The organism is Halolamina sp. C58, from assembly GCF_051195095.1.
Classification (GTDB): Archaea; Halobacteriota; Halobacteria; order Halobacteriales; family Haloferacaceae; genus Halolamina.
In genome coordinates this window covers 704,225-727,029 of sequence record NZ_JBNTJY010000002.1, presented here as the reverse complement: position 1 = coordinate 727,029, position 22,805 = coordinate 704,225, and the positions used below count along the sequence as shown (strand labels likewise).

Genomic DNA, 22,805 nt, shown 5'->3' with positions numbered 1-22,805 from the left:
CGGAGTCCCCACCCCTCCCCCCGCGGCCGGCGACGGTCGCCGTCACCAGAAATCGGAGATTTCTGGTTGGCAGACGAGAGCTTCGCTCTCGTCGACGGCCGCGAGGCGTCCACCGCCACCGCACCGCGGTGGCGCGCGACGTGAGCGCCTCCGTGCGCGAACGAGCGCGCGAGGGACGAGCGACCGTAGGGAGCGAGTCGGCTGGGGAGGTGTGAGGGCTGTGCGGTTGGGTGGGACTGAAAGGGGTCGGGCTCTCCGGGAAGGCGGGCGACGTAAGCACGTGAACGAGCGAAGCGAGTGAGCGCGCGCAGCGAGCCCCCCGATCGGAGAGCCCGAGGGCTTTCACGGTGTTCGTGACCACGGTCGCCAACGAGTAGCCGAAAAGATCTCCAACGAATACCGACCCGTCTCCAACTACACCGCGTCCTCTTCTTCCCGACCACCAAGCCCGCGCCGATCACTCGACAGGTCGATGTCCACGTCCTCCAGCAGCTCCTTCGCCTCCTCCCGTTTCTCCTGGTGCTCCGCGAGGAACTCCTTCATCAACTCGGCGGCCTGCTCCTTGCAGCCGCCACAGAGGCGCTCGCCCTCGGCGCACTCCTCGTACACGCGGGTCGCGAACTCGTCGTCGCCCTCCGCGAGCAGGTAGGCGTACAGTTCGTACACGGGGCACTCGTCGGGCTTCCCGCCCAGTTCGCGCTGCTCCTCGGCGGTCGTGCGGCCGCCCGTCGCGGCGGACTTCACCTTGTCGTAGCCATCTTCGGGGTCGTCGAGCAGCGAGATGTGCGAGGCGGGGATCGAGGAGGACATCTTCCCCCCCGTCAGGCCGGTCATGAAGCGGTGGTAGATCGACGACGGCGCCTCGAACCCGTAGCCGTCGTGATCGATCTCGACCTCGCGGGCGATCTCCGTCGCTTCCTCGCGGTCGAGGTCGAAGCTGTCGATGTGGGCGTCGTAGCGCCGCTTCTCCCCCGGGATTTGCTCGATCAGCGCGTCGAACGCCGCCTCGTTTGCGTTGCGGTCGAGGAAGCGAACCCGGGGTCGGATCGGCTCCTTGCCGCCGTTCTCCAGCTTCTCGACCAGCGAGTCGCGGGTCGCGGGGTCGGCGTCGACGGGCGCCTCGGGATCGTTGACGAACGCGAGGAGGCGCTCCGCGGCGTCCTCACACCGCAGGTCGTCGGTGTCCACCTCGTCGTCCGCCGCCAGCGAGTCGTACAGGTCCCGGAACAGCGCCCGCTCGTCGTCGTCGAGTTCGAAGCTCGCGAACGCCTCGGTCACCTTGAAGTAGCGCATCCGCGCGGCGGCGTCGCGGGCGAACCGGACGTGCGGGTCCTGATCCGGGCCGACGGGGATCACCGTCGGCATCGGCTCGTCGAGTTGGGGGTAGAGGATGTCCGCCAACTGCGTCACGACCGACTGCATGTGGCTGACGTTCGTCTCGCCGCCGAAGCCGTAGATCGCCTCGAACTCCGAGAAGTTCGTGGTCGAGCCGATCTCGAACGCCAGATCCTGCAGGGTGCGGTTGTCCGACTGCCGGTAGAGTTCGCCCTCCTCGGGGTCGAACCCCAGCGCGATAAAGGAGAGCAGGTAGCTCCGGGCGTGCTCGTCGATCTCGTCCCACGACATCCCGCGGGCGGAGTGGGCCTCCAGATCGGCGATCAGCCCGTACACCTCGCCGCCCTGCTGCTGGTGCCAGATGAGCTCGTCGAACACCATCTTGTGGCCGATGTGGGGGTCGCCCGTCGGCATGAACCCCGACAGCGCCGCGAACGGCTCGTCGTTGGCCATCGCTTCCGCCACGCGCTCGTACTCGCGGTGGCCGAAGATCGCCCCCCGGCGCATCAGGTAGTGCGGCTCCGGTACGTTCTCGGCGTCGAACTCCTCGATCCCGAACTGCTCGAACAGCTTCGGGTAGTCCTCGATGGTCGAGGAGCCCCACGGGTCGAGGGCGACGTCGTCGCTCGATACGCTGTCGGTGCCCCCGTCGGTCTTCGGTGTGGGTTGGTCCTCGGTCATCGGTAGTCCTCGCCGCTGCTCACGGCGTGATTCGCTCGACGCAGAGCCAATCTATCTCTCCCGTCGGCTCGGTCAGCGCAAAAACCATTCGCTTGCGAACCCCGCCGGCGAGCCGCACGTCCAGCGACAGCTCCCGGGGGAGGAACTCGTGGTCCGGCTCGACCACCCGGACCAGCTTGTCCGAGTGGCCCAGATCCGAGACGCCGTCGAACGACTCGTACACGCGGAAGTCAGCCCCGAACTTGAAGCCGGATTTCGGCACCGCGCCCGCCTCACGCAGCGACTCGTACGCCGCGTAGCGCCGGCGGAACCGCTCGCCCTCGATCGCTTCGGCGTGGCCCTGCACGGTCGCGAGATCCAGCTCCAGCGAGCCCCGGTCCGCGAGGTAGGCTGCCTCCAGCAGCGAGAGCTGGAGTGGTCCCGAGTCGGCGTTCCGCCCCGCGAGCCGCTGGCCGAAGAAGCCTCCCTCGTACAGTTGCTCGGGCGGCTCCCAGACGAGCAGCCGGTCGTCCATCAGCGTCGCGTCGAGCGAGTCGGGCAGCGGCGGGTCGGCGGTGCCCGACGGCGAGAGCCACTCCGTGCCGAAGTAGGTGAGTTCGCCGTCCTCGTCGACGATCGCGAGCACGTGCTCGTCGACGCTGGCCGCCGACAGCGGCGCGCGTTCGCCGACAACCCGGAGCCGGTGTTCGATCTCGTCGTCCGCCGGCCCCTTCCCGCGTGGGTAGACGACGAAGTCCGTCGCGTCGTCGATCCCGTCGCCGACCCAGCCGTCGCGGGCCGGCGAGAGGTAGAAGCCGCGATCGCGGAGGTCCTTGTACACCACGAAGGAGAGCACCGCGTCGGTCCGGGTGAGGAACTCGCGGAACCCCATCGACGTGCCGTCCTCGCCCGTGACCGCGTCGAGGTCGCCGCGGTAGAGCAGGTGGGCGGCCTCGACCGGCGCGAGTTCGATGTCGCTCCCGCCGGCCGGGCGGCCGTACCCCCCGGAGTCGTAGAACCGCTGTTTGGCGTCGCCCGAGAGCCGGACCACGCCGTCGCGAAGCGTCCCGTCCATGGGGCTACGTCCCGGGGCGGCGGGTATAGGGGCTGTGATCGCCCCCGATCACGGGCCGGCGCAGCCGTCGACCACCCCCTCCCGGTAGCGATCGCACGTGCCGTCCAGACACCGCCGGCCCGCGGCCGTCTCGAACACCGGGAGTCCGCAGTGACACTCCCCGACCGCCTCGCCGGCGGGGATCGAGAACGTCGTCTCACACTCGGGGTAGGCCGAACAGCCGAGGAACGGTCGGTTCCCGCGGTTCACCACCGAGAGCGGCTCGCCGCAGTCGGGGCAGTCCCACCGGCCGTCGAGCGCGTCGGCAACCGCGTCGGCCAGCGAGTCACACCGCCAGTCCACGCAGAGTTCGAACGTCTCGCCGCGCTCGACGCGCATCCGCGGCAGCCCGCAGTCGTCGCAGCGCTCGTCGAGCACCGTCGCGCCCGCGGGGAGCGCGTGGGCCGCGTCACAGCCCAGACAGGTCACCTCCCCGCTCGCGCGCACGAGCGCGTCGCCGCAGTCCGGGCAGTCACCCACGGGCACCCCGGCCTCGCTCGCGGGGTACTCCCGGCGCCCCGTCGGCGCCGCGGAGACCACGCGCAGCGTCTGCTCGCCGCTGCGGGCCGTGATCGCGAAGGAGTCGCCCTCCGTCTCGGTCGTCAGCTCGTCGGCGCGGGTGAGCCACGCGACGGGCTGGTAGCCGGCGGCGTCGTGGACCAGCACGGTTCGGTCCGGCTTCACCACTACGACCACGTAGCCCCGTTGGGTCCGCTCGCGCTCGCCCTCGAACTCGATCGTGCAGTCGCCCGCGAACAGTCGAATCCGGTCGGTCACGCGCGGGAGTGGTCCCGGCATCGGCCTTGAGCGTCGGCGCGAAACCCCAAACGCGATGGCGCGAGCAACAGTACGGCACTCATGGACGCGCTGCTGTTCGACATGGACGGCGTCGTCGTCGACTCCGAGGAGTACTGGCACCGCGCCGAACGCGAGGAACTGCTGCCCGCGGTGCTCGACGGCGACATCCCGGATCTCGACGAGATCACGGGGATGCCGTACCGCGAGATCTACGACTACCTCGACGCGAACTACGAGACACGAGTGTCGAAGGCCGAGTTCGTCGACCTGTACGACGAGACGGCCGAGACGGTGTACCGCGAACGGGTCGAACTGCTCGACTGTTTCGCGGAGGTTCGAGCCGCCGCCCGCGACGCCGGTGTCCCCGTCGCCCTCGTCTCCTCGTCGCCGCCGACGTGGATGGGCTACGTGCTCGACCGCTTCGACCTGGCGTTCGATCTCGAACTCTCGAACGACGAAGTCGACGGCCCGGGCAAGCCGGAGCCCGACATCTACGAGGCGGCCGCCGACCGGCTCGGCGTCGATCCCGCCGACTGTGTGGCCGTCGAGGACTCACGGAACGGCACGCTCGCGGCCTCACGGGCGGGGATCGTCGTCGTCGGCTACCGCGTCCAGCACAACGCGGAGACGGATCTCTCGGCGTGTGACGTTGTGTGTGCCGGGAGCGAGGAACTGCGGGAGGAACTGCTGGATCGGCTGGGGGAGTGAGCGCCCGCTACGCCTGCGCCTTCTGCTCGAACTTCTCCCGGACCTTCTCGATCTTCGGCGTCGCGTGCATCGAGCAGTAGGCGTCGTCGGGGTTCTTCTCGAAGTAGTTCTGGTGTTTCTCCTCGGCGCGGTAGAAGGTGTCGAGCGGTTCGATCTCGGTCACGACCGCGTCGTCGTAGCCGCCCTCCTCGTCGAGCGCTTCGACGTACGCCTCGGCGATCTCCCGCTGCTGCTCGTCGTGCGTGAGGACGATCGAGCGGTACTGGCTGCCCACGTCCGGCCCCTGTCGGTTCAGTTGCGTCGGGTCGTGGATGGTGAAAAAGACCTCCAGCACGTCGTCGTAGTCCAGCACGTCCTCGTCGTACTCGACCTGCACCACTTCGGCGTGGCCGGTGTTCCCGGAACAGACCTCGCGGTAGGTCGGGTCCTCGGTGTGGCCGCCGGCGTAGCCGGAGGTCACGTCCTCGACGCCGGAGCGCTCCTCGAACGCCGCCTCGACACACCAGAAGCAGCCGCCGCCGACGGTCGCTGTCTCGGTCATACCCACACGTAGCGCACGCGAGCGTATGTATGTGGCGCGCAGCTGCGTGCCGGCGCCCGAACGCGGCCCGAGAGCAGAAGTTTAAAGCGCCGTTCGGACGGAGTAGCCGTAAGGAATGCTCCCGCTCCAGGTCATCGACAGTTTCCTGCTCAACTACAACATTGGGCAGATACTGTTGCTCGTGTTCGCCCTGGGAACGCTCGGCCTGCTCGGCCTCGGGTCGAAGAAGGTGCTCGGGCTGCACTTCGGTGCGTTCGGCCTGATCTTCGTGATGACGCCGCAGGCGATCAACCCCCGGATCTACCTGTTCCTCGGGCTGGGGCTGATCGTGATCGCGCCGATGCTGTTCGCGACCGCCGACGAGTAGCGACCGAGCGCCAGCTTTTTCGCGCGAACCACGGTACGACCCCGCATGCGAACAGTCCGCGCGCCGGCCACGAGCGCGAACCTCGGTAGCGGCTACGACACGTTCGGCGTCGCGCTCTCGCACCCGGCGGACATCGTCCGGGTCGAGCGCGCCGATCGCACCACCATCGAGGTGACCGGCGCCGGCGCCCAGTTCATCCCCGAAGACCCCGACCGGAACACCGTCGGCGCCGTCGCCGACGCGCTCGACGCCCCCGCCCGCATCGAGATCGACAAGGGCGTCCGGCCCGCCTCGGGGCTGGGCTCCTCGGCGGCCTCGGCCGCGGGCGCGGCGCTCGCGCTCAACGACCTCTACGACCGCGGCTACTCCCGCGAGGAGCTGGTGCCGATCGCCGCCGAGGGCGAAGCGGTCGTCTCCGGCGCCGCCCACGCCGACAACGTCGCCCCCGCGCTGCTCGGCGGCTTCACGATCGCGACCGAGAACGGGGTCCGATCGATCGAGACGAACGTCCCGCTCGTCGCGTGCCTCCCCGAGGAGCCAATCTCCACCCGCGAGGCCCGCGAAGTCGTGCCGACCCACCTGACGATCGAGGAACTCGTGGCCACCGTCGGCAACGCCGCGACGCTCTCGGTCGGGATGTGTCGCTCCGATCCCGAACTCGTGGGGGCAGGCATGACCGACGAGGTGGTCACGCCCAACCGCGCGGCGCTGATCACCGGCTACGGCGACGCGGTCGAGGCGGCCCGCGAGGCCGGCGCCCACGGCGTCACCGTCAGCGGCTCCGGCCCGGGCGTGCTCGCGGTCTGCCCGCCGAACCGCCGGCGCGCCGTCGCGAGCGCGATGGTCGAAGCGTTCGCCGACAACGGCGAGGACGCCCGCGCCTACCGAACGTGGACGGGGAACGGCGCGGAGATCGTCTGACTCGACTCAGCGGTACTGATTCAGCCGTTTCTGGAGTCGTTCGGCGGCGTCGCCCGCCGCGGCGAAGTAGGCGTCCTCGTCCGGGTCCCGCCCGCCCGACGCGCCGGAGACCGTGTTCCGGCCCACCTCCTCGCCGGCGAAGATGATCCCGCGCGAGGAGTTCACGAGCCCGACGTGGACGGGCCATCCCTCGCGTGCCGCGAGGCCGTGCTCGACTGCGGCCTCGGCGTCGCCGCCCTGTGCGCCGACGCCCGGAACGAGGAAGGGGATCTCGGGGACGATCTCGCGGACGGTTTCGAGCTCGTCGGGCGCGGTCGCGCCGACCACGAGGCCGACGTTGCCGTGTTCGTTCCACGTGTCCGCGAGCGCCGCGACGCGCTCGTACAGCGGCTCGCCGGTCGCGAGTTCGAGGTCCTGTAAGTCCGCGCCGCCGGGGTTGGAGGTCCGACAGAGCACGAACACGCCCGCGTCGGCCTGCGAGAGGAACGGCTGGAGCGAGTCGCCGCCCATGTAGGGGTTGACGGTGATCGCGTCCACCTCGTCGAGCACCTCGGCGTACTGCCGTGCGGTGTTGCCGATGTCCCCGCGCTTCGCGTCGAGCAGGACGGGAACCCCTTTGCCGTGGGCGTAGGCGACGGTTTCCCGGAGCGCGCGCCAGCCGTCGGCGTCCTCGTAGAACGCGGCGTTGGGCTTGTAGCAGGCGGCGTGTTCGTGGGTCGCGTCGATGATGCGGCGGTTGAACGCCCAGCGCGGCAGGTCGTGGTCGGCGAGGAACTCGGGGATGCGGTCGAGGTCGGCGTCGAGGCCGACGGAGACGACGCTGTCGGCGTCGTCGATGCGGGCGGCGAGGTCGTCGAAGAAGGACATACCGGGAGCGCGCGCTGCCGGGGCAAGAAGGCTGCCGTTTCGGTCAGCGGTCGCGCTCGTCGTCGCGTTCGCGTTCCAGTTCCTCGACCCGGCGTTCCAGCCGGTCGACCCGGCGCGGGAGGGGCCCAAAGCGGACCACGAGGTAGAGTCCGACCAGCAGCGCCATCGGGACGACGAAGAGCACGACGTACCGCGTGAGGTCGACCGTCTGCAGCGGCGTCATCCGTCGTCGCTGCCGCGGCGACCGTCCTCGGCGCGCTCGTTCTCGTCGTGGGGCGCGTCGCTTCCCGCGGCGACCTGCGCTTCGAGTTCCTCGATCCGGTCTCTGAGTTCGGCCACCTCGTCGCCGTCGTCGCCGCCGCCGACGAACCGGACGAACAGGAACAGCGCCGCGAGGACGACGGGGACGCCGACCAGCAGCGCCATCACGAGCAGGATGACCAGCAGTTCCGGGCCGCCGGGGATTTGGAGGAGCATGGCGGGAGTATGGGCCGGGCGGCGCATGGGTCTTTCCCCCGAACGCTTTACGCGCCCCCGCCCCAGCGTCGGAGCGTGTCCCGCGCCCGCCACCGTCTCTCCGTCGTCGCCGGCCTCGCGGCGGGGCTGCTCGCGCTGGCGCTGTTCGGCTGGCTGGTCGGGATCGAACAGGTCGTCTCGACCGTCGCGTCGCTCGACCCGGTGCCGTTCGCGCTGGGGCTCGTCGCCGTGGTCTGCGGCGTCGGGGCGCAGTTCCTCGCGCTGGCGGCGCTGCTCGGCGTTCGCCCCTCCCTCGGGGGTGCGCTGGCGTACCTGCGTGGCGTCTACGGCCGACAGCTCCTCCCCGTCGGCAACGTCGCGGGGCCGGTGCTGATCGCCTACTCGATGCGCTCGGCGACGGGGATCCCGACCGATCGGGCGCTCCCGGCGACGATCATCGCGCAGGCGGCGACGTTCCTCGGCTCGACCGTCGTCGCGCTCGGGGGGACGGTGGCCCTCGTCGCCGGGGGACGGAGCGGGCTGCTCCCCGTCGCCGGCGTGCTCGCGGTCGTCGCCGTCGGCTGGATCGCGCTGGTGGGGGCGCTCGTGGCCGGGGTCGACCTCGACAGGATCGTCCACGCCGCGGCGGCGGTGGTCAATCGAACGCTCGGGCGGATCTCCGGGCGCGTCGCGACGAGGACGAGCCGGGAGGCGATCCGTCGCGGGCTGGGCGAGTTCGACGACGCGCGGCGACTGATCCGGGAGGATCCGAGCCGAATCGTCGCCGCGGCCGCGCTGTCGGTGCTGGCCTGGACGCTGCTCTGCCTCCCGGCGGTCACGACGGGCGTGGCGCTCGGGACGCCGGTCGCGCTGGCGGTCGCGTGCGTCGCCGTCCCGGTGAGCGACTTCCTGAACCTCCTCCCGGTTCCCGGCGGGGTCGGTGGCGTCGAGGTGGTGCTCGCCGGGGCGCTGGTCGCGCTCGCGGGGGTTGACCTCGCGGCCGCGGCCGTGATCGCGTTCGGCGTCCGGCTCTGTACGTACTGGTTCGTGCTGTTACTCGGCGGGACGGCGACGACCCTGCTCTCGGCGCGGGGCGGTGCGGTCGGGAGCTGACGCCGCTACCGCCCGTCGTAGACGATCTCGCCGTCGACGACCGTCATCGCTACGTCGATCTCGTCGATCTCCTCGGCGTGTGCCCACGGCGACCGCTCCAGCACGGTGAAGTCCGCGAGCTTCCCCGTCTCGACGGTGCCGAGCCGCCCCTCGTCGAACCCCGCGTAGGCCGCGCCGAGCGTGTACGCCCGCAGCGCCTCGGTCACGGCGAGGCGCTGGGCGTCGACCTCGATGTTGACCGCGTGGTGGACGCCGAGCAGGGGGTCCATCGGCATGCAGTCCGAGCCGAACGCGATCGGCGCGCCGGCGCCGTCGAGCAGCGCGTAGCGGTTCGTTTCCGCCCGGCGTGCGCCCAACCGGGACTCGTAGAGCCCGCCTTCCTTCGCCCACTTGAGGAAGTTCGGCTGGACCGACGCGACGACGCCCAGCTCGCCGAAGCGCTCGATCGCTTCCTCGGAGGCCAGTTCGACGTGCTCGACGCGGTGGCGCATCCCGCCCGGATCCTCGGTCTGCGCGAACGCGTCGAGCGTCTCGTCGATCGCCTCGTCGCCGATCGCGTGGACCGTCAGCTGGAGCCCCGCGTCGTCGGCTTTCCGGACGATCTCGCGGAGCTCGTCGGGCTCGACGACCCACGAGCCGTCCTCCTCGGGGTCGTCGTGGTACGGCTCCGAGAGCTTCGCGGTCCGGCCGCCGAAGCTGCCGTCGGTGAACGACTTGACCGCGCCCACGCGCACCATCTCGGAGCCGTGGTTCGTTCGCAGGCCGGTCTCGATCAGCGCGTCGAGGTGGTCCGACCAGTAGTTGATCCGGACCCGCAGCGAGAGCTCGTCGGCGAGATCCATGTCGCGGTAGACTTCGGGCGCGTAGGAGCCGCGGACCATGTCGTGGACGCCGGTGACGCCGAGTTCGTTCGCGCGGGCCTGCGCGGCCGCGACGAGCCGGCCGGTCTCCGCGGCGTCGGGCGCGACCGCCTCGCTGATCACGTTCACCGCGTCCTCGACGAGCACGCCCGTGGGCTCGGCGCCCTCCGTGTGGACGTTCTCGTCGGCCATCTCCTCGACGTAGCGGTCGAGGACGACGCTGTTGACCGACGCGACGTGGAGGTCCTCGCGGAACGCGACGACCGGGCGCTCCTCGCTCACCGCGTCGAGATCCTCGCGGTCGAGGTAGCGGTCCTCGGGCCACGTGCTCTCGTCGTAGCCGTAGCCGAGCACCCACTCCGGATCCTCCGGGTGGTCGGTCTCCGCGGCGCGCTCGCGCAGGCGCGACACCGCCCCGTCGAGGTCGTCGGCCGCCGAGAGGTCCGCGTGGACGAGGTACTTCCCGACGGTCGTGAGGTGGGTGTGGGCGTCGATGAAGCCCGGGAGCAGCACGCGGCCGTCGAGGTCGATCACGTCGGTGTCCGTGCCCGCGAGGAACTCCACGTCGTAGCTGCTGCCCAGCCGGACGATCTCGCCGTCGCGCACCGCGACGGCCTCGTACGTCTCGTCGGGATCGGTCAGCGTGTGGATCTCGCCGTCGAGGAACACGGTGTCGGCGGCCTCGGTCATTGCCGGAGGACGGGCCGGATCGGGCAAAACCGTTCGGGAAGCGGGCGGGACGGATCGGTAACGGTTTGCCCGCGCCGGCGGAACCCGGGGGCATGACCGATCGCGTCGACGCCGACACCGCCGAGGAGCTCGCCGCGCGGGTCGAGAGCGGCGACCTGCGACTGTACGAACTCGACGACCACGCCGACGCCGACACCGCCGCCGCGGCCCGGCGGCTGGTCGTCGAGCACCACTCCGACGCCGACCTCGACACGACGGGCGACTACAGCTTCCCGGCCGAGCAGGCGGCGGGCAGCAACATCGAGAACATGATCGGCGCGGCCCAGATCCCGATGGGCGTCGCCGGCCCCGTCACCATCGACGGCGGCGCCTTCTCCGGCGAGACGTATCTCCCGCTGGCGACGACCGAGGGCGCGCTGCTCGCCTCCGTCAACCGCGGGCTCTCCGTCATCGACGACGCCGGCGGCGCGACGGCGCGGGTGACGAAGCAGGGAATGACCCGCGCGCCCGTGTTCCGGACGAGCGGGATCGCGGAGTCACAGGCGCTCGCAGAGTGGGTCCGGGAGAACGCCGACCGACTGCGCGAGGCTGCGGAGTCGACCACGAGCCACGGGAAGCTGCTCGACGTGACGCCGTACGTCGTCGGCGACAGCGTGTTCCTGCGGTTCCGCTACGACACCGCGGACGCGATGGGGATGAACATGGTCACGATCGCGACCGGCGAGGCCTGTGACGTGATCGAGGCCGAGACCGACGCCTCGCTCGTCGCGCTCTCGGGCAACCTCTGTACGGACAAGAAGCCCGCCGCGATCAACGCCGTTGAGGGGCGGGGTCGCAGCGTCACCGCGGAGGTGCTCGTTCCCCGGGAGTTCGTCGAGGAGACGCTGAAGACGACGCCCGAGGCCGTCGCGGAGATCAACACTCGGAAGAACCTGATCGGCAGCGCGAAGGCGGGCAGTCTGGGGTTCAACGCGCAGGTCGCGAACGTCGTCGCCGCGATGTACCTCGCGACCGGGCAGGACGCCGCGCAGGTCGTCGAGGGCAGCAACGGGATCGTCTCCGTCGAGGCCCGGGAGGACGGGCTGTACGCCGCGATCTCGCTGGCGTCGATCGAAGTCGGGACGGTCGGCGGCGGGACAAAGCTCCCGACGCAAGCCGAGGGACTGGACGTGCTGGGCATCCGCGGCGGCGGCGACCCCGCGGGGTCGAACGCCGACGCGCTCGCGGAGTGTGTCGCGACGGGTGCGTTGGCGGGTGAGCTGTCGCTGCTGTCGGCGCTGGCGTCGCGGAATCTGTCGAGTGCGCACGCCGAGTTGGGGCGGTAGGCGTTTTCCAGCGCGGCAAAGGCTTTTCTGTGATACAGCTGTATCACGCAGTATGAGCACCGACGCCGGGAGCGGGGACAACCGAATGCGGAAGATCAACGTTCGCGTGCCCGAAGCGCTACTCGAACAGATCGAAGACGAGTGGGAGCGTCGCGGGTACTCCAGCAAGTCCGAGGCCATTCGGGACGCTCTCCGCGACTGGGTCGATCCATCCACGGAACTGAGCGACGAAACCCTCGACGACCTCGAAGAGAGCCGTGAGCAGCGGGAGCGTGGGCAGACCGTGTCGGAGGAAGAAGCGCGCGACCGCCTCGGACTCGATGACTGAGGTCGAGTACACCGAACAGGCGCTCGACCACCTCGATGGGCTCGATCCACAGGTCGCCGACCGCGTACTGAACAAAGTCGAAGAAGCGACCGAGTGGACCGAACACCGACTGGAACCGCTTTCGGGCTATCCGTACTACAAGCTCCGAGTCGGCGACTACCGGGCGATCGTGAGTTGGGACCGTGGCGACGACACCATCGTCGTCGAAGCTGTCGGACATCGGCGGAACGTCTACGATCGACACCTGCCACCCTGAACGCTACACCAACCGCAACTCCCCACCGGACTCGATCACTTCCCCCTGCCGGCGCAGCTTCTCCAGCAGTTTCTCCGCGGCGCCCCGGGGTACGCCGTCCTCGACGGCCCGCTCGATGATCTCCGCCTCGGTGCCACCCTCCTGAACCGCGTCGCGAACTTTCTCGTCCCGGCTGCGCGAGGCCGATTTCGACGTGTCGCCCGCGTCCTGCACCTCGTCGGCGTCGATCCCCGACTGTTCGAGATACTCGCGCTCGGAGAGGCCGCTCTCCTCGACGCGCTCTTCCAGTTCGGATACGTGCGCCACCTCGTCGAACGCGGCGCTGTCGCCGTGTTTCTTCGCGAGCAGTGCGGCGCGGGCCTCGCGGGCGGCCTCGCGGTCCTCGGTCTCGTAGAAGCGGTTCAGCTTCTTCGTCTGGTGGCGGCGGCCACACTTTGGGCAGGTCGCGGAGTCGCTCTCCGTCGGGTCCGTGAGCAGCCAGTAGGTACCACACTCGGTGCAGCCGACGACCGCGTACATGCTCGGGAGTGGTGCGCTATCGGGCATGAATCCTCCGCTCGCTGCGGCGTCGTCGGCCTTATCTTCGCGTCCACCGACCTCCGGGTATGCGCGTGCTGGTCACCGGGTCGGAGGGTCGGGTCGCGTCCGGAATCAAGCAACACGTCGATACGGAGGACTCGGATCACGAGTTCGTCTACCTCGACCGCGAGGACGCGCCGGACGTGGATTTCGTCGCCGACGTGGCCGAGTACGAGGCGATCCGCCCGACGTTCGACGGCGTCGACGCGGTGGTCCACCTCGCCGCGAACCCCGCCGTCTCCGCCCCGTGGGAGTCCGTCGAGCAGAGCAACCTCGTCGGTACGCGGAACGTGCTCGAAGCCGCTGCCGACGCCGAGGTCGAACGGTTCCTGTTCGCCTCCTCGATCCACGCCGCCGGGATGTGGGAGGAGGAGGGCAAACCCGACGTGTACGAACTGGACGACGACACCACCGTCACCGTCGACGACGACGAGCGGCCCGATTCGTACTACGGCGTCTCGAAGGCGTACGGCGAGGATCTGGGCCGGTACTACGTGGAACAGCGGGAGTACCCGAAGCGGTTCTACGCCGCCCGGATCGCGAGCGTTCGAACCGGGCTGTACGACAACCCCTACGGCGACGCCGAGCGCGGCGTCGAGGACGGGCGGTGGGAGCGCGGGAGCGACGAGTACACCGAGCAGGTGAAGCGGCTGAAGGCGACGTGGCTCTCGCTGCGGGACTGGGCGCAGTTGGTGGAGCTGTGTTTGACGGACGAAGAGACCGAGTTCGGGATCTTCTTCGCGACGAGCGACAATCCCCGGAGCTGGTTCGATCTGGAGCACACGAAGGAGCTACTGGGGTACGAACCGCAGGATTCTGCGAGTGACTGGCAGTCCCCGCCTGCGGAGTTGTTGGAGTGAGTGGGTTCGGGCGATTTGGTCTCTGAATTCGCTTGAGTGAGTCTTCGTTAGGACGGGACAGCAACCGCTCCGGCGACAGCATCTCGATCGTTGGCAGCTTGTGACCGCACCGCTCCGCACAGCCCTCAACCCTCCCCAGCCGACTCCTTCCCTCGTTTCACTCGGTCACTCGCCCCTCGCGCTCGGGGCGTGCACGGAGGCACGCCCGCTTCGCGCCGACAGCGACCGCGGTGCGGTCGCGGTGGACGCCTCGCGCTCGCCGACGGTCGGCGAGCGCGGGGGGAGGGGTGGGGACTCTCGGTCAGCGCCGGGCCTCGTGCCCGGCGCTCTGCCGTCGCAAGTGGTCTGCTTCGAGATGCTGTTGCTGCCGCGGCGTCGTTGCAGTCGCGAACGGCCCAGATTCCGACCACGACCACGTGTCGACAGACACACCAACCGAATAGCCGGGAACTCAGGAACTATACGCCTCGGCGCGTCACACACCCACATGGACACGTACACCCCCAACGACGACGACTTCGTCGAGGCCGTCGACGACGTCCACCTCACGGTCGGCGCGAGCGGCGAGGAGACGAGCGTCCAGCACTTCCGCATCGAACCCGGTGCGACGGTCCCCTCCCACAGCCACCACCACGAACAGGCCGGCCTGATCACGCAGGGCGAACTCACGTTCGTCCTCGACGACGGCGAGGAGATCACCGTCGGCGCGGGCGAGTCCTACACCCTACTGGGCGACGAGGTCCACGCCGCCGAGAATCGCGGCGACGAGACCGTCGTCGGGATCGACGTGTTCGCGCCGCCGCGGACCGACCCCGACTGGGCGGAGTAGCGACTGGCGAGCGGCGGCGAAAGAAGGCAGAACGGAGAGCCGCAGACGTTGGTCTTTCTCTAGGCCAGTTCCTCGATGTTGTCGATCACGGTCTCGGCGTACGCCGTTGTCGAGACCTCCTCGGCGTCCTCGCGCTGGCGCGCGAGGTCGTAGGTGACCGTCCCCTCGTCGATCGTCTTCTCGACGGCGTCGCGGATCAGCTGGCCGGCGTCCTCCCAGCCGAGGTACTCGAACATCAGACGGCCGGAGAGGATCAGCGCGGTCGGGTTGGCCTTGTCCTGCCCGGCGCGCTTGGGCGCGGAGCCGTGGACCGGTTCGGCGAGACAGCGACCGAAGCCGAAGTTGGCGCCCGGCGCGATGCCGAGGCCGCCGATCTGGGCACCCGCGGCGTCGGAGAGGTAGTCGCCGTTGAGGTTCGGCATCGCGAGCACGTCGAACTCGTCGGTGCGGAGCTGCATCCACTGCAGCATCGCGTCGGCGAGTCGCTCCTCGACCATGACCGCGTCCTCCGGGATGTCGACCTCGTCCTGCTCCTCCCACAGCGAGTCCGGCGCGGCGAACACTTCGTCGTCGGGGTACTCCTCGTCGGCGACCTCCATCCCCCAGTCACCGAACTGCCCCTCGGTGAACTTCATGATGTTCCCCTTGTGGACCAGCGTGACCTTGTCGCGGTCGTTCTCGATGGCGTAGTCGATCGCCTCGCGGACGAGTCGCTTCGACCCCTTCTCGGAGATCGGCTTCAGACCGAGACCGATCGGCCCCTCGTGCATCGTGTCGTCGAAGCCCATCTCCTCCTCGACGAACTCGCGGACCTGCTCGGCCTCGTCGGTGCCGGCCTCCCACTCGATGCCGGCGTACACGTCCTCGGTGTTCTCCCGGAACGTGACCATGTCCATCTCCTCGGGCGCCTTCATCGGCGACGGCACGCCGTCGAGGTAGTAGGTCGGTCGGACGTTCGCGTACAGGTCGAGCGTCTGGCGCAGCGCGACGTTCAGGCTGCGGAAGCCGGCGCCGACGGGCGTCGTCAGCGGCCCCTTGATCGCGACGCGGTGCTTCTCGATCGCCTCGACCGTCTCCTCGGGGAGGTTCTCGTCGTACTTCTCGCGGGCGGTCTCGCCGGCGTACACTTCCATCCAGTTCACGTCGTGGCCCGTCGCCTCGGCGGCGGCGGTCAGCACGTCCTGTGCGGCCGGGCCCACGTCCTTTCCGATCCCGTCGCCGTGGATGATCGGGATGATCGGGTCGTTCGGGACGTCGAGTTCGCCGGACTCCTCGTCGGCGAGCGTGATCTTCGACCCCGACTCGGGGGGTTCGATGTGCTCGTAGCTCATAGCACGATTACCGTCTCAGAGCGAGCCCAAATGCCTGCCGTTTCAGCTGTCACGGTGGGGATCCCGGGGCCGGGTTTTTGTCGGTCCGGTCGCTGCTACCGACGAGGATGACCGTCACCGACCGTACCGCGGCGCTCCGGGAGGCGGCACGGACGTCGCCGGCCGAGGCCGACCTCGACGCGCTCGTCGACTGCCTGCGCGCCGACGCGACCGAGGAACGCATCGTCGGCGCGGAGACGCTCGGCCTGCTCGCGCTCGCCGGCCGCGATGTCTCGCCGGCCGTCGACGCCTTCGAGTTCGAAGCGTGGGAGCTCGAACCGTTCGAACGCTCCGTGGGGTTCACGCCGGGGCTCGACGAGGAGGTGATCATCCCGCGGACGGTCGCGTTCGGCGTCTGCGCGTCGGTCGTCACCGACCATCTCGATCCCGGGACGCTCGTCGAACTCGTCGAGATCCACGAGCGCCAGTATCCGGAGTTCGACGCCGACGGCCGGCGGTACACTGCCGTCGGGGAGATCGGCTGGGCGCTGGCGTCGACGGTCATAATCGACGAGGACCGCCTCGACGCGCTGCTCGGGCTCCTCGACCACGACGACCGGACGGTCCGCCACGTCGCGGCCGCGGCGCTGAGCGACGTGGCCGAGGAGTACCGGTCGGTCCACGGGCACCCAGTCCCGCGACGGGAGGAGCTGGCCGCCACCGCCGCCGAACTGCTCGCGACGAGCGACGACGACCGGCTCCGGTACCGTGGCGCGTTCACGCTGTACGAGTTCGGGATGGAGGCGCCAGGGCTGCTTCGCGACCGACTTCCGCTGCTCCGGGCCGCGCTCGACGACGAGTACGCTCTCGTCCGGAAGGAGGCCGCCGGGATGCTCGGGTTCGTCGGCGACGAGGCGGCCGTCGACGCGCTCGAAGAACTGGCCGAGTCCGACCCCAGCGACGACGTGCAGACGAAGGCGGCGGGCGCCCTCGAGTCGATCCGGGACGGGGAGTGAGCCCGCCGCGGGAGCGTTCCGGCGTCCTCGGCCGTTTCCCGTGGATTGATGGGTCGGCGCGCCGCTCGCTGACCCATGCGCATCATCGTCCACGGCGGCGCCGGCGGCCAGCCTGACGAGCCCGAACCCCGACAGGCAGTGCTCGACGACGCCGCCCAGACGGGCGCGGCCGAGTCCGGACCCGTCGACGCCGTCGAGGCCGCGGTGAACGTCCTCGAAGCCTCCGACCGCTTCAACGCGGGCTACGGCGGCGCGGTTCAGTCCGACGGTCGGGTGCGGACCGACGCCGGCCTGATGACCTCCGACCGGGAGACGGGCGCCGTCGCGAGCATGGACGGCGTACGGGAGGCGATCTCGGCCGCTCGCGTCGTGCTGGAGGAGACGCCCCACATCTTCGTCAGCGGCGAGCACGCGGTCGATCTCGCCGCCGAGTTCGGCGTCGAGACGGACGTGGAGCTGCTGACACCCGAGAAACGCGAGTCGTACGAGGAGGAGAACCCACCGAGTGCGGGGCCGAAAGCCCACCTCGACTGGCTCGAAGAGCGCTTCGGCGGCCACGACACCGTCGGCGCCGTCGCGTTCGAGGACGGGGAGTTCGCCGCCGCCACCTCCACGGGCGGGCGCTCGTGGGCGCTCGCGGGCCGCGTGGGCGACGTGCCACAGATCGGTTCGGGCTTCTACTGCACGCCGGCCGGCGGCGCCTCCGCGACGGGGGCCGGCGAGGACATCGCAAAGGTGACGCTGAGCCAGCGGGCGGTCGACAAGCTCGAAGCGGGCGCCGACGCGCAGACGGCCGCCGACGACGCGATCGCGGAGTTCGACGAGCTCACGGGCTCCTCGGCGGGCGTGATCGTCTGCGGCGAGGCGGGGACGGGCGCGGCGTTCAACTCCGAGGGGATGCAGACCAGCACGGCGACGCGGTAGGCGTCCGGACGGGACCCCGCGGGCCCATGCCCGTGCCGGAACCTCTTTGCCGCGAACAGGCCAACCCAACAGCCATGAGCTACGGCGATCTGAACGAGACGGCAGTCGAGAAGCATCGGGAGGCCGGCGAGATCCTCGTCGAGGTGATGGACGAAGCGAGAGAACTGGTCGAACCCGGAACGACTCACCTCGAAGTCGCCGAGTCCGCCGAGGAACGGATCGTCGAGCTCGGCGGCGAGCCGGCGTTCCCCGTCAACATCAGCGTCGACCACGAGGCCTCCCACGCGACACCGGAGGCCGACGACGAGACGACGTTCGGCGAGGACGACATGGTCTGTCTCGACATCGGGGTCCACGTCGACGGCTACATCGCCGACGCGGCCGTCACCGTCGACTTCTCGGGCAGCGACGAGCTGGTCGAAGCCGCCGAGCAGGCGCTCGACGCGGCGCTGGACGAGGTGGAAGCCGGCGCCGAGGTCGGCGTCGTCGGGCAGGCGATCGAGGACGTGATCGACGGCTACGGCTACTCGCCGGTGCTCAACCTCTCGGGCCACGGGCTGGAGCGCTACGACGCCCACACCGGACCGACGATCCCGAACCGCGGGATGGATCGCTCCGCCGAACTGCAGGCCGGGCAGGTGATCGCCATCGAACCGTTCGCCACCGACGGCAGCGGGAAGGTCGGCGAGGGGAGCCACGAGCAGATCTTCGAACTGCAGGAGGAGCGCTCGGTCCGGGACCGCGCCGCGCGACAGGCGATGGAACAGATCACCAGCGAGTTCGACGGGCTGCCGTTCGCCCAGCGCTGGCTCGACAGCCCGCGGCCCGCGATGGCGCTGCGCCGGCTGAAAGCCGACGGCGCGATCACTGGCTACCCGGTCCTGCAGGAGGACGAGGGGCGGCTGATCTCGCAGGCCGAGCACAGCCTGATCGTGACGGAAGACGGCTACGAACTGCTGACCGGCGGCCTGTTCGAGTAGCGCGAGGTCGGAAAACGGGACCGACCCCGGGTTCACCCGCGGCTTTCCGTTCTACCTCACTCGAAAAACGACGGCGCCAGCGGCGCCGTTCCGACGCAGACCGGCATGGTGCAACGTCGACGGGCCCCCACGCCCGCCGGACAGCCACTCAGCCGGTAGTTAGGCGTTGTTCATCCGCGTCGCGGTCTCAGACTCACAGGTCTGACAGACCGCCACGCGGTACGGCTCTCGGGAGAACTCGGAGTTCTCCTCTTGATCGCTCTCGGTCCGGATTTCGACCCGGACGTCGTGGAGCGTCTCCCCGCCACAGTCAGCACAGTTCTCCTGAACGCTGTCGGGGTCGGAGGGTTGAGTGGCCATGCGCGCCCTACTACTGGGAGGAGTCAGATAAAGCCGGCGCTGATCGTGCTCGACAGGACGGCGACGAGAGTGCCAGCGAACGACCGTCGCGACCCGCCTTCGACGGGGCGACGACCACTCGTACCTGCCTCGCGGCGATCGACTGTAGCTGGGTGTTCCCGTAGGGTGGGTAAATACGTTACGGCAGCCGTGTCAGGGCTCGGGCGGCGCGCCGTCGTACGCGTCGCGGTCGGCGTAGAAGTTCAGCATCCCGAACTTCAGCTTCTCCGGGTTCATGTCGATGAGTTCGTCGCGTTCCTCCTCGGGGAACGTGTCCCGCACCGAGAACCGACCCATGTCCGCACGGGTGTAGCGCTTGTCCGCGAGCACGCGGACGCCGAAATCCTCCGGCGAGCGGATCACCCGCCCCAGCGCCTGCCGTGTCTTGCGGACCGTCGGGATCTCGACCGCGTAGCGCCAGCCGGCGTCGTTCCGGTCGCCGTAGGCGCGGTCGTAGGCGTCCTGTACGGCCTCCAGCCGGTCGTCGATGTGGGGGTACGGGACGCCGACGACCACGACCGCCCGGGCGTCGTCGCCGTCGAAGCTCACCCCCTCCGCGAGCGTCCCCCACAGCGAGGTGAAAAGCGCCGCGTCGTCGCTGTGGACGAAGCGCTCGCGCAGGTCGTCGGTGTCAACGTCCGAGCCGTCGAGCAACAGGTCAGCGCCGCCGGCGTCGGCGTCACCGACGGGCTGGCCGGTGCCGCCGAGCCGGCCGTAGTAGCGCTCGGCCTCGCTGTAGGACGGGAAGAAAAGCAGCGTGTTCCCGGGCGTGAACTCGACCACGTCCGAGACGAGCGCCGACACCGACTCCTGGACCTCGGGGTCGCCGCGGTCGCTGGCGAACAGCGCCGGCGTCCCGGCGGCGTACGTCCGGCGGTGCTCCTCGGGGTACTCCAGCCCGTACGCCATCGTCACGGGGTCGTCGAGGCCGAGCACGTCGGCGGCCACGTCGAACGGCCGGAGCGTCGCGGACATCAGGACGCTCGCGTACACCTCGTCGAACAGCGCTTCGGTCACGCGCCGGGGGATGCAGGTGTACAGTTCGGCGCGGCCGTAGATCTCGTCGGTGCCCTCGTCCCGGCGGACCGAGACCACGGGGTACTGGCCGAGTTCGGCGTTCTCCTCCATCCACGTCGCGAGGAAGCGCGCGGCGGCGAGCGTCGAGCTCTCGGCGCGGGAGGTCGCCTCGCCGTTCTTGTACGCCTCCTCGTACTCCTCGTCGATCGCCTCGCCGAGCTGGATCGCGAGCTCGGTCTCGGTGTCGATCCCCTTCCCCTCGTAGTTCCGCAGGAACGCGAGCGTGAGGTCGTCACGGGCGTCGTCGTTGGCGATCGGTACGTCCGACCAGTGCTCGTCGACCTGCTCGCGCTCGCCGAACGCGAACCCGTCCTCGTAGGCGTCGACCAGCGCGTCCCGGAACGCGCCGATCACGTTCTCGGCGGCGTCGGCCCGGGAGTCGTCACGGTCGTCGAGCTCGTCGAGCGCGCTGTCGAGGGTGTTCTCGGTGAGGCTGCGGCTGGCGTGGTCCCGCGCGGCGGATTCGATGTTGTGGGCCTCGTCGAACACCGTGACCACGCGCTCGGGCTCGCGGTCGAGCCACCGGAAGAACTGCTCGCGGATGTTGGGGTCGAGCAGGTGGTGGTAGTTACAGACCACCAGATCGACCGCCTCCATCCCCTCCTTCAGCAGTTCGTAGCCACAGAGTTCGTTGCGGTCGGCGTACTCGTAGATCTCCTCGGGGGTGCGGACGCCGTCGTACAGCCACTCGTAGAACTCCTCGTTGTCGCCGAGGAGGTTGTTCCGGTAGTGCTCGCAGATGTTGGCGCTCTCGACGTCCTCGATGCGGTCCTCGACCTCCTCCAACTCCTCCATCACCGCTTCGCGGCGCTGGGCCGCGGCGGCGTCGCCCTCGCGGCTGGCGTCGAGCAGCTCGCGCTGTTGCTGTTCGAGCTCCTGCTTCTCGGCCTCGTCTTCGACCAGTTCGCGGGTCGTGTCTCGGAGGGTCTGACACTCCTGATAGTCGACGCCGATGTGACACATCGAGGATTTCCCCTTGAACACCACCGCGCGGATCTCCTCCTCGTCGTTGATCGCGCGGGCCTCCTCGACGAACTGGCGCATCTGCTGGTGGACGTTGGTCGTGATGACGACGGTGCGATCCTCCTCGCGGGCGTGTTCGAGCGCGGGCACGAGCGCCGAGAGCGTCTTGCCAGTCCCGGGCGCGCCCTCGAACAGCACGTCGTCGCCGTCGTCGAGCGCGGCGGCGATGCGAGTCATCGCCTCGCCCTGATTGGGGTAGGGGCTCTCGTACGGGAAGAACCGTCGCGTCGTCTCTGCCACTACCGGGAGTGGGGCGTTCTCGGTCAAAAACTCTCGGGGCGAGGCCGGAAAACGTCGCGCCACAGGCGCGACGGCAAACGGCCTCGAAAACGAGCGGTGAACGGAGTGAGCCGTGAGCAGGAAGCGAGGCCGGAAAACTCCGAACGGTGTGAGGAGGCAAACCACCTCGAAAGCGAGCGGGGAGCGAAGCGACCCGCGAGCCGGGAGGTGGGAAACGCGATCGCGCGATTGGCCCTGTCGGATCCGCGCTTGTTCCGTTCGGCGTCCGGTGAGGCAGCCGGAAGATAGTGTGTGAACCGACTACGACGGTGGCGTTCGATACAGAAGGTCAGTTAGCGCGACGCTCACGCCACACGCCGCCGATGATTAGCGCGATCCCGACGACGCCACCGACGACTCCAGCCGCCATCAACAGCGGGTCCATCGCAACGACGACCCGTATTAGCTGAACAGAGTCGTCGTAGCTGACGAAGTACTCGTTCACGACGTCGTTTCGGTACTCGAAACGGCTCCCGCTATCGGACGTGCCCCAATCCGAGTACGTCGATCCCGGGGGTCGACTGGCGCGTGTGACGGCCGTCTGCTCTCCGGACGACAGTGCAGAAAACTCGATCGGGTCGATTTCGGACGCGGAATACGATTCCAGAGCGCTCGCCATCGCCTCCTCGCTCGGCGCTTGCTCGACGACTGTAGTCGTGTACGACGGGAAGCCGAGGTAGAACGATCCGACACCCGCTACGAGACAGATCATCCCGACGACGAGGAGGATTCGGGACCGATTTGGGAGCGTCATGTTCAGCGCACTGTCGAACGATACGCGCCTAGCGATTTCCCAGTTTCGGTTGTATTTATGAAGAGTAGAGCGGAAGTATCGGCCACGCTCTCTGCTATCGGTGAGCCTGACACCATAGCCGAGGAATCGACACACCGCCCGAAAAGGCGGTGAGGAACGAGTCCTCTCGGACGCCGACGAAAAACGAAAAACGCACGACTACGGAACGCACTCACGACGCTCGACTTTGAAAAAGCCCGATCGAGAACTGCCCGTGGGCGCGGTTCTCACACCCCTCCGTTTCGACTGGAGATCAGTCCACCAGCTCCAGCAGGAGTTCGAGGGACTCGCCCTCGCGCTGGAACAGGGCGTAGAGGATCGCGAGCACCACGAGCAGCACGATCGCGGCGATCAGTATCTCGACCAGTCCGATCTCCATGGCGGGGCGTGGTTCGCC

At 69.3% G+C, this 22,805-nt stretch carries 26 protein-coding genes; 12 read left to right on the top strand and 14 right to left on the bottom strand.

The features are described 5' to 3' along the window. Positions 1–414: 414 nt before the first annotated feature. Genes ACQUSM_RS14380 through ACQUSM_RS14370 form a run of 3 tightly spaced genes read right to left on the bottom strand, consistent with a single transcriptional unit; the run spans position 415 to position 3,907 of the window. A complete protein-coding gene (locus ACQUSM_RS14380) occupies positions 415–2,016 on the bottom strand; it encodes a tryptophan--tRNA ligase (RefSeq protein ID WP_435119681.1) in 1,602 nt (533 codons plus the stop codon). A 19-nt stretch (positions 2,017–2,035) separates the two neighbouring features. Next, a complete protein-coding gene (gene endA, locus ACQUSM_RS14375; RefSeq protein ID WP_435119679.1) occupies positions 2,036–3,070 on the bottom strand; it encodes a tRNA-intron lyase in 1,035 nt (344 codons plus the stop codon). Positions 3,071–3,118: 48 nt separating this feature from the next. Further along, positions 3,119–3,907: a topoisomerase DNA-binding C4 zinc finger domain-containing protein gene (locus ACQUSM_RS14370; protein WP_435119677.1), complete on the bottom strand. Its 789-nt coding sequence runs from the start codon at positions 3,905–3,907 to the stop codon at positions 3,119–3,121. Positions 3,908–3,967: 60 nt separating this feature from the next. Here ACQUSM_RS14370 and ACQUSM_RS14365 point away from each other — a divergent pair, with 60 nt between their 5' ends. Further along, a complete protein-coding gene (locus ACQUSM_RS14365; protein WP_435119675.1) occupies positions 3,968–4,615 on the top strand; it encodes an HAD family hydrolase in 648 nt (215 codons plus the stop codon). Between the two features lie 7 nt (positions 4,616–4,622). Here the strand turns inward: ACQUSM_RS14365 and msrA are convergent, their stop codons facing one another. Further along, positions 4,623–5,156 (bottom strand): peptide-methionine (S)-S-oxide reductase MsrA, encoded by a 534-nt coding sequence (gene msrA, locus ACQUSM_RS14360; RefSeq protein ID WP_435119673.1) that lies wholly within the window; start codon positions 5,154–5,156, stop codon positions 4,623–4,625. 115 nt (positions 5,157–5,271) lie between these two features. On the opposite strand from msrA, the gene ACQUSM_RS14355 reads away from it, so the two are divergent. Both ACQUSM_RS14355 and ACQUSM_RS14350 read left to right on the top strand, forming a co-directional pair. Next, complete coding sequence (locus ACQUSM_RS14355) at positions 5,272–5,523, top strand: hypothetical protein (protein ID WP_435119672.1); 252 nt, start codon at positions 5,272–5,274, stop codon at positions 5,521–5,523. Positions 5,524–5,568: 45 nt separating this feature from the next. Next, positions 5,569–6,444: a homoserine kinase gene (locus ACQUSM_RS14350; protein ID WP_435119670.1), complete on the top strand. Its 876-nt coding sequence runs from the start codon at positions 5,569–5,571 to the stop codon at positions 6,442–6,444. A gap of 6 nt (positions 6,445–6,450) precedes the next feature. Here ACQUSM_RS14350 and pyrF read toward each other — a convergent pair whose 3' ends face one another. Genes pyrF through ACQUSM_RS14335 form a run of 3 tightly spaced genes read right to left on the bottom strand, consistent with a single transcriptional unit; the run spans position 6,451 to position 7,788 of the window. Further along, entirely contained in the window at positions 6,451–7,311 is an 861-nt protein-coding gene (gene pyrF, locus ACQUSM_RS14345; protein ID WP_435119668.1) for an orotidine-5'-phosphate decarboxylase, read from the bottom strand. A gap of 43 nt (positions 7,312–7,354) precedes the next feature. Further along, a complete protein-coding gene (locus ACQUSM_RS14340) occupies positions 7,355–7,534 on the bottom strand; it encodes a hypothetical protein (protein ID WP_435119666.1) in 180 nt (59 codons plus the stop codon). Next, a complete protein-coding gene (locus ACQUSM_RS14335) occupies positions 7,531–7,788 on the bottom strand; it encodes a preprotein translocase subunit TatA (RefSeq protein WP_435119665.1) in 258 nt (85 codons plus the stop codon). Before ACQUSM_RS14335 ends, ACQUSM_RS14340 begins: the two co-directional genes overlap by 4 nt. A 75-nt stretch (positions 7,789–7,863) precedes the next feature. On the opposite strand from ACQUSM_RS14335, the gene ACQUSM_RS14330 reads away from it, so the two are divergent. Further along, positions 7,864–8,880: a flippase-like domain-containing protein gene (locus ACQUSM_RS14330; protein ID WP_435119663.1), complete on the top strand. Its 1,017-nt coding sequence runs from the start codon at positions 7,864–7,866 to the stop codon at positions 8,878–8,880. Positions 8,881–8,885: 5 nt separating this feature from the next. On the opposite strand, the gene ACQUSM_RS14325 is transcribed toward ACQUSM_RS14330, so the two are convergent. Continuing rightward, positions 8,886–10,430 (bottom strand): amidohydrolase, encoded by a 1,545-nt coding sequence (locus ACQUSM_RS14325; RefSeq protein WP_435119661.1) that lies wholly within the window; start codon positions 10,428–10,430, stop codon positions 8,886–8,888. A gap of 92 nt (positions 10,431–10,522) precedes the next feature. On the opposite strand from ACQUSM_RS14325, the gene hmgA reads away from it, so the two are divergent. The 3 genes from hmgA to ACQUSM_RS14310 are packed head-to-tail and all read left to right on the top strand — an operon-like array spanning position 10,523 to position 12,339. Next, positions 10,523–11,755 (top strand): hydroxymethylglutaryl-CoA reductase (NADPH), encoded by a 1,233-nt coding sequence (gene hmgA, locus ACQUSM_RS14320; RefSeq protein ID WP_435119659.1) that lies wholly within the window; start codon positions 10,523–10,525, stop codon positions 11,753–11,755. Between the two features lie 52 nt (positions 11,756–11,807). Next, complete coding sequence (locus ACQUSM_RS14315; protein WP_435119658.1) at positions 11,808–12,083, top strand: ribbon-helix-helix domain-containing protein; 276 nt, start codon at positions 11,808–11,810, stop codon at positions 12,081–12,083. Continuing rightward, positions 12,076–12,339: a type II toxin-antitoxin system RelE family toxin gene (locus ACQUSM_RS14310; RefSeq protein ID WP_435119656.1), complete on the top strand. Its 264-nt coding sequence runs from the start codon at positions 12,076–12,078 to the stop codon at positions 12,337–12,339. The genes ACQUSM_RS14315 and ACQUSM_RS14310 overlap by 8 nt, the downstream gene beginning before the upstream one ends. A 3-nt stretch (positions 12,340–12,342) precedes the next feature. On the opposite strand, the gene ACQUSM_RS14305 is transcribed toward ACQUSM_RS14310, so the two are convergent. Beyond that, positions 12,343–12,858: a DUF5817 domain-containing protein gene (locus tag ACQUSM_RS14305; RefSeq protein ID WP_435119732.1), complete on the bottom strand. Its 516-nt coding sequence runs from the start codon at positions 12,856–12,858 to the stop codon at positions 12,343–12,345. Positions 12,859–12,944: 86 nt separating this feature from the next. Between ACQUSM_RS14305 and ACQUSM_RS14300 the strand changes: the two genes are divergently transcribed. Then, a complete protein-coding gene (locus ACQUSM_RS14300) occupies positions 12,945–13,778 on the top strand; it encodes an NAD-dependent epimerase/dehydratase family protein (RefSeq protein ID WP_435119654.1) in 834 nt (277 codons plus the stop codon). Between the two features lie 487 nt (positions 13,779–14,265). Further along, a complete protein-coding gene (locus tag ACQUSM_RS14295) occupies positions 14,266–14,607 on the top strand; it encodes a cupin domain-containing protein (RefSeq protein ID WP_435119652.1) in 342 nt (113 codons plus the stop codon). 59 nt (positions 14,608–14,666) lie between these two features. Here the strand turns inward: ACQUSM_RS14295 and icd are convergent, their stop codons facing one another. Then, a complete protein-coding gene (gene icd, locus ACQUSM_RS14290; RefSeq protein WP_435119650.1) occupies positions 14,667–15,938 on the bottom strand; it encodes an NADP-dependent isocitrate dehydrogenase in 1,272 nt (423 codons plus the stop codon). A 107-nt stretch (positions 15,939–16,045) separates the two neighbouring features. Here icd and ACQUSM_RS14285 point away from each other — a divergent pair, with 107 nt between their 5' ends. From ACQUSM_RS14285 to map, 3 genes are all read left to right on the top strand, one after another. Beyond that, positions 16,046–16,933, top strand: a complete 888-nt coding sequence (locus tag ACQUSM_RS14285; protein ID WP_435119648.1) for a HEAT repeat domain-containing protein — start codon at positions 16,046–16,048, stop codon at positions 16,931–16,933. 75 nt (positions 16,934–17,008) lie between these two features. Next, the gene (locus ACQUSM_RS14280; protein ID WP_435119646.1) at positions 17,009–17,857 is read left to right on the top strand and encodes an isoaspartyl peptidase/L-asparaginase; all 849 of its coding nucleotides are present in this window, start codon (positions 17,009–17,011) and stop codon (positions 17,855–17,857) included. Positions 17,858–17,931: 74 nt separating this feature from the next. Then, positions 17,932–18,837 (top strand): type II methionyl aminopeptidase, encoded by a 906-nt coding sequence (map, locus tag ACQUSM_RS14275; protein ID WP_435119644.1) that lies wholly within the window; start codon positions 17,932–17,934, stop codon positions 18,835–18,837. Positions 18,838–18,996: 159 nt separating this feature from the next. Here map and ACQUSM_RS14270 read toward each other — a convergent pair whose 3' ends face one another. From ACQUSM_RS14270 to ACQUSM_RS14255, 4 genes are all read right to left on the bottom strand, one after another. Beyond that, positions 18,997–19,197, bottom strand: coding sequence for a hypothetical protein (locus ACQUSM_RS14270; protein ID WP_435119643.1), 201 nt, complete (start codon positions 19,195–19,197; stop codon positions 18,997–18,999). A 192-nt stretch (positions 19,198–19,389) separates the two neighbouring features. Further along, the gene (locus tag ACQUSM_RS14265) at positions 19,390–21,576 is read right to left on the bottom strand and encodes an ATP-dependent DNA helicase (protein ID WP_435119642.1); all 2,187 of its coding nucleotides are present in this window, start codon (positions 21,574–21,576) and stop codon (positions 19,390–19,392) included. Positions 21,577–21,904: 328 nt separating this feature from the next. Then, positions 21,905–22,369 (bottom strand): hypothetical protein, encoded by a 465-nt coding sequence (locus ACQUSM_RS14260; protein ID WP_435119640.1) that lies wholly within the window; start codon positions 22,367–22,369, stop codon positions 21,905–21,907. Between the two features lie 292 nt (positions 22,370–22,661). Further along, entirely contained in the window at positions 22,662–22,787 is a 126-nt protein-coding gene (locus ACQUSM_RS14255) for a hypothetical protein (protein ID WP_435119638.1), read from the bottom strand. Between the last annotated feature and the right edge of the window lie 18 nt (positions 22,788–22,805).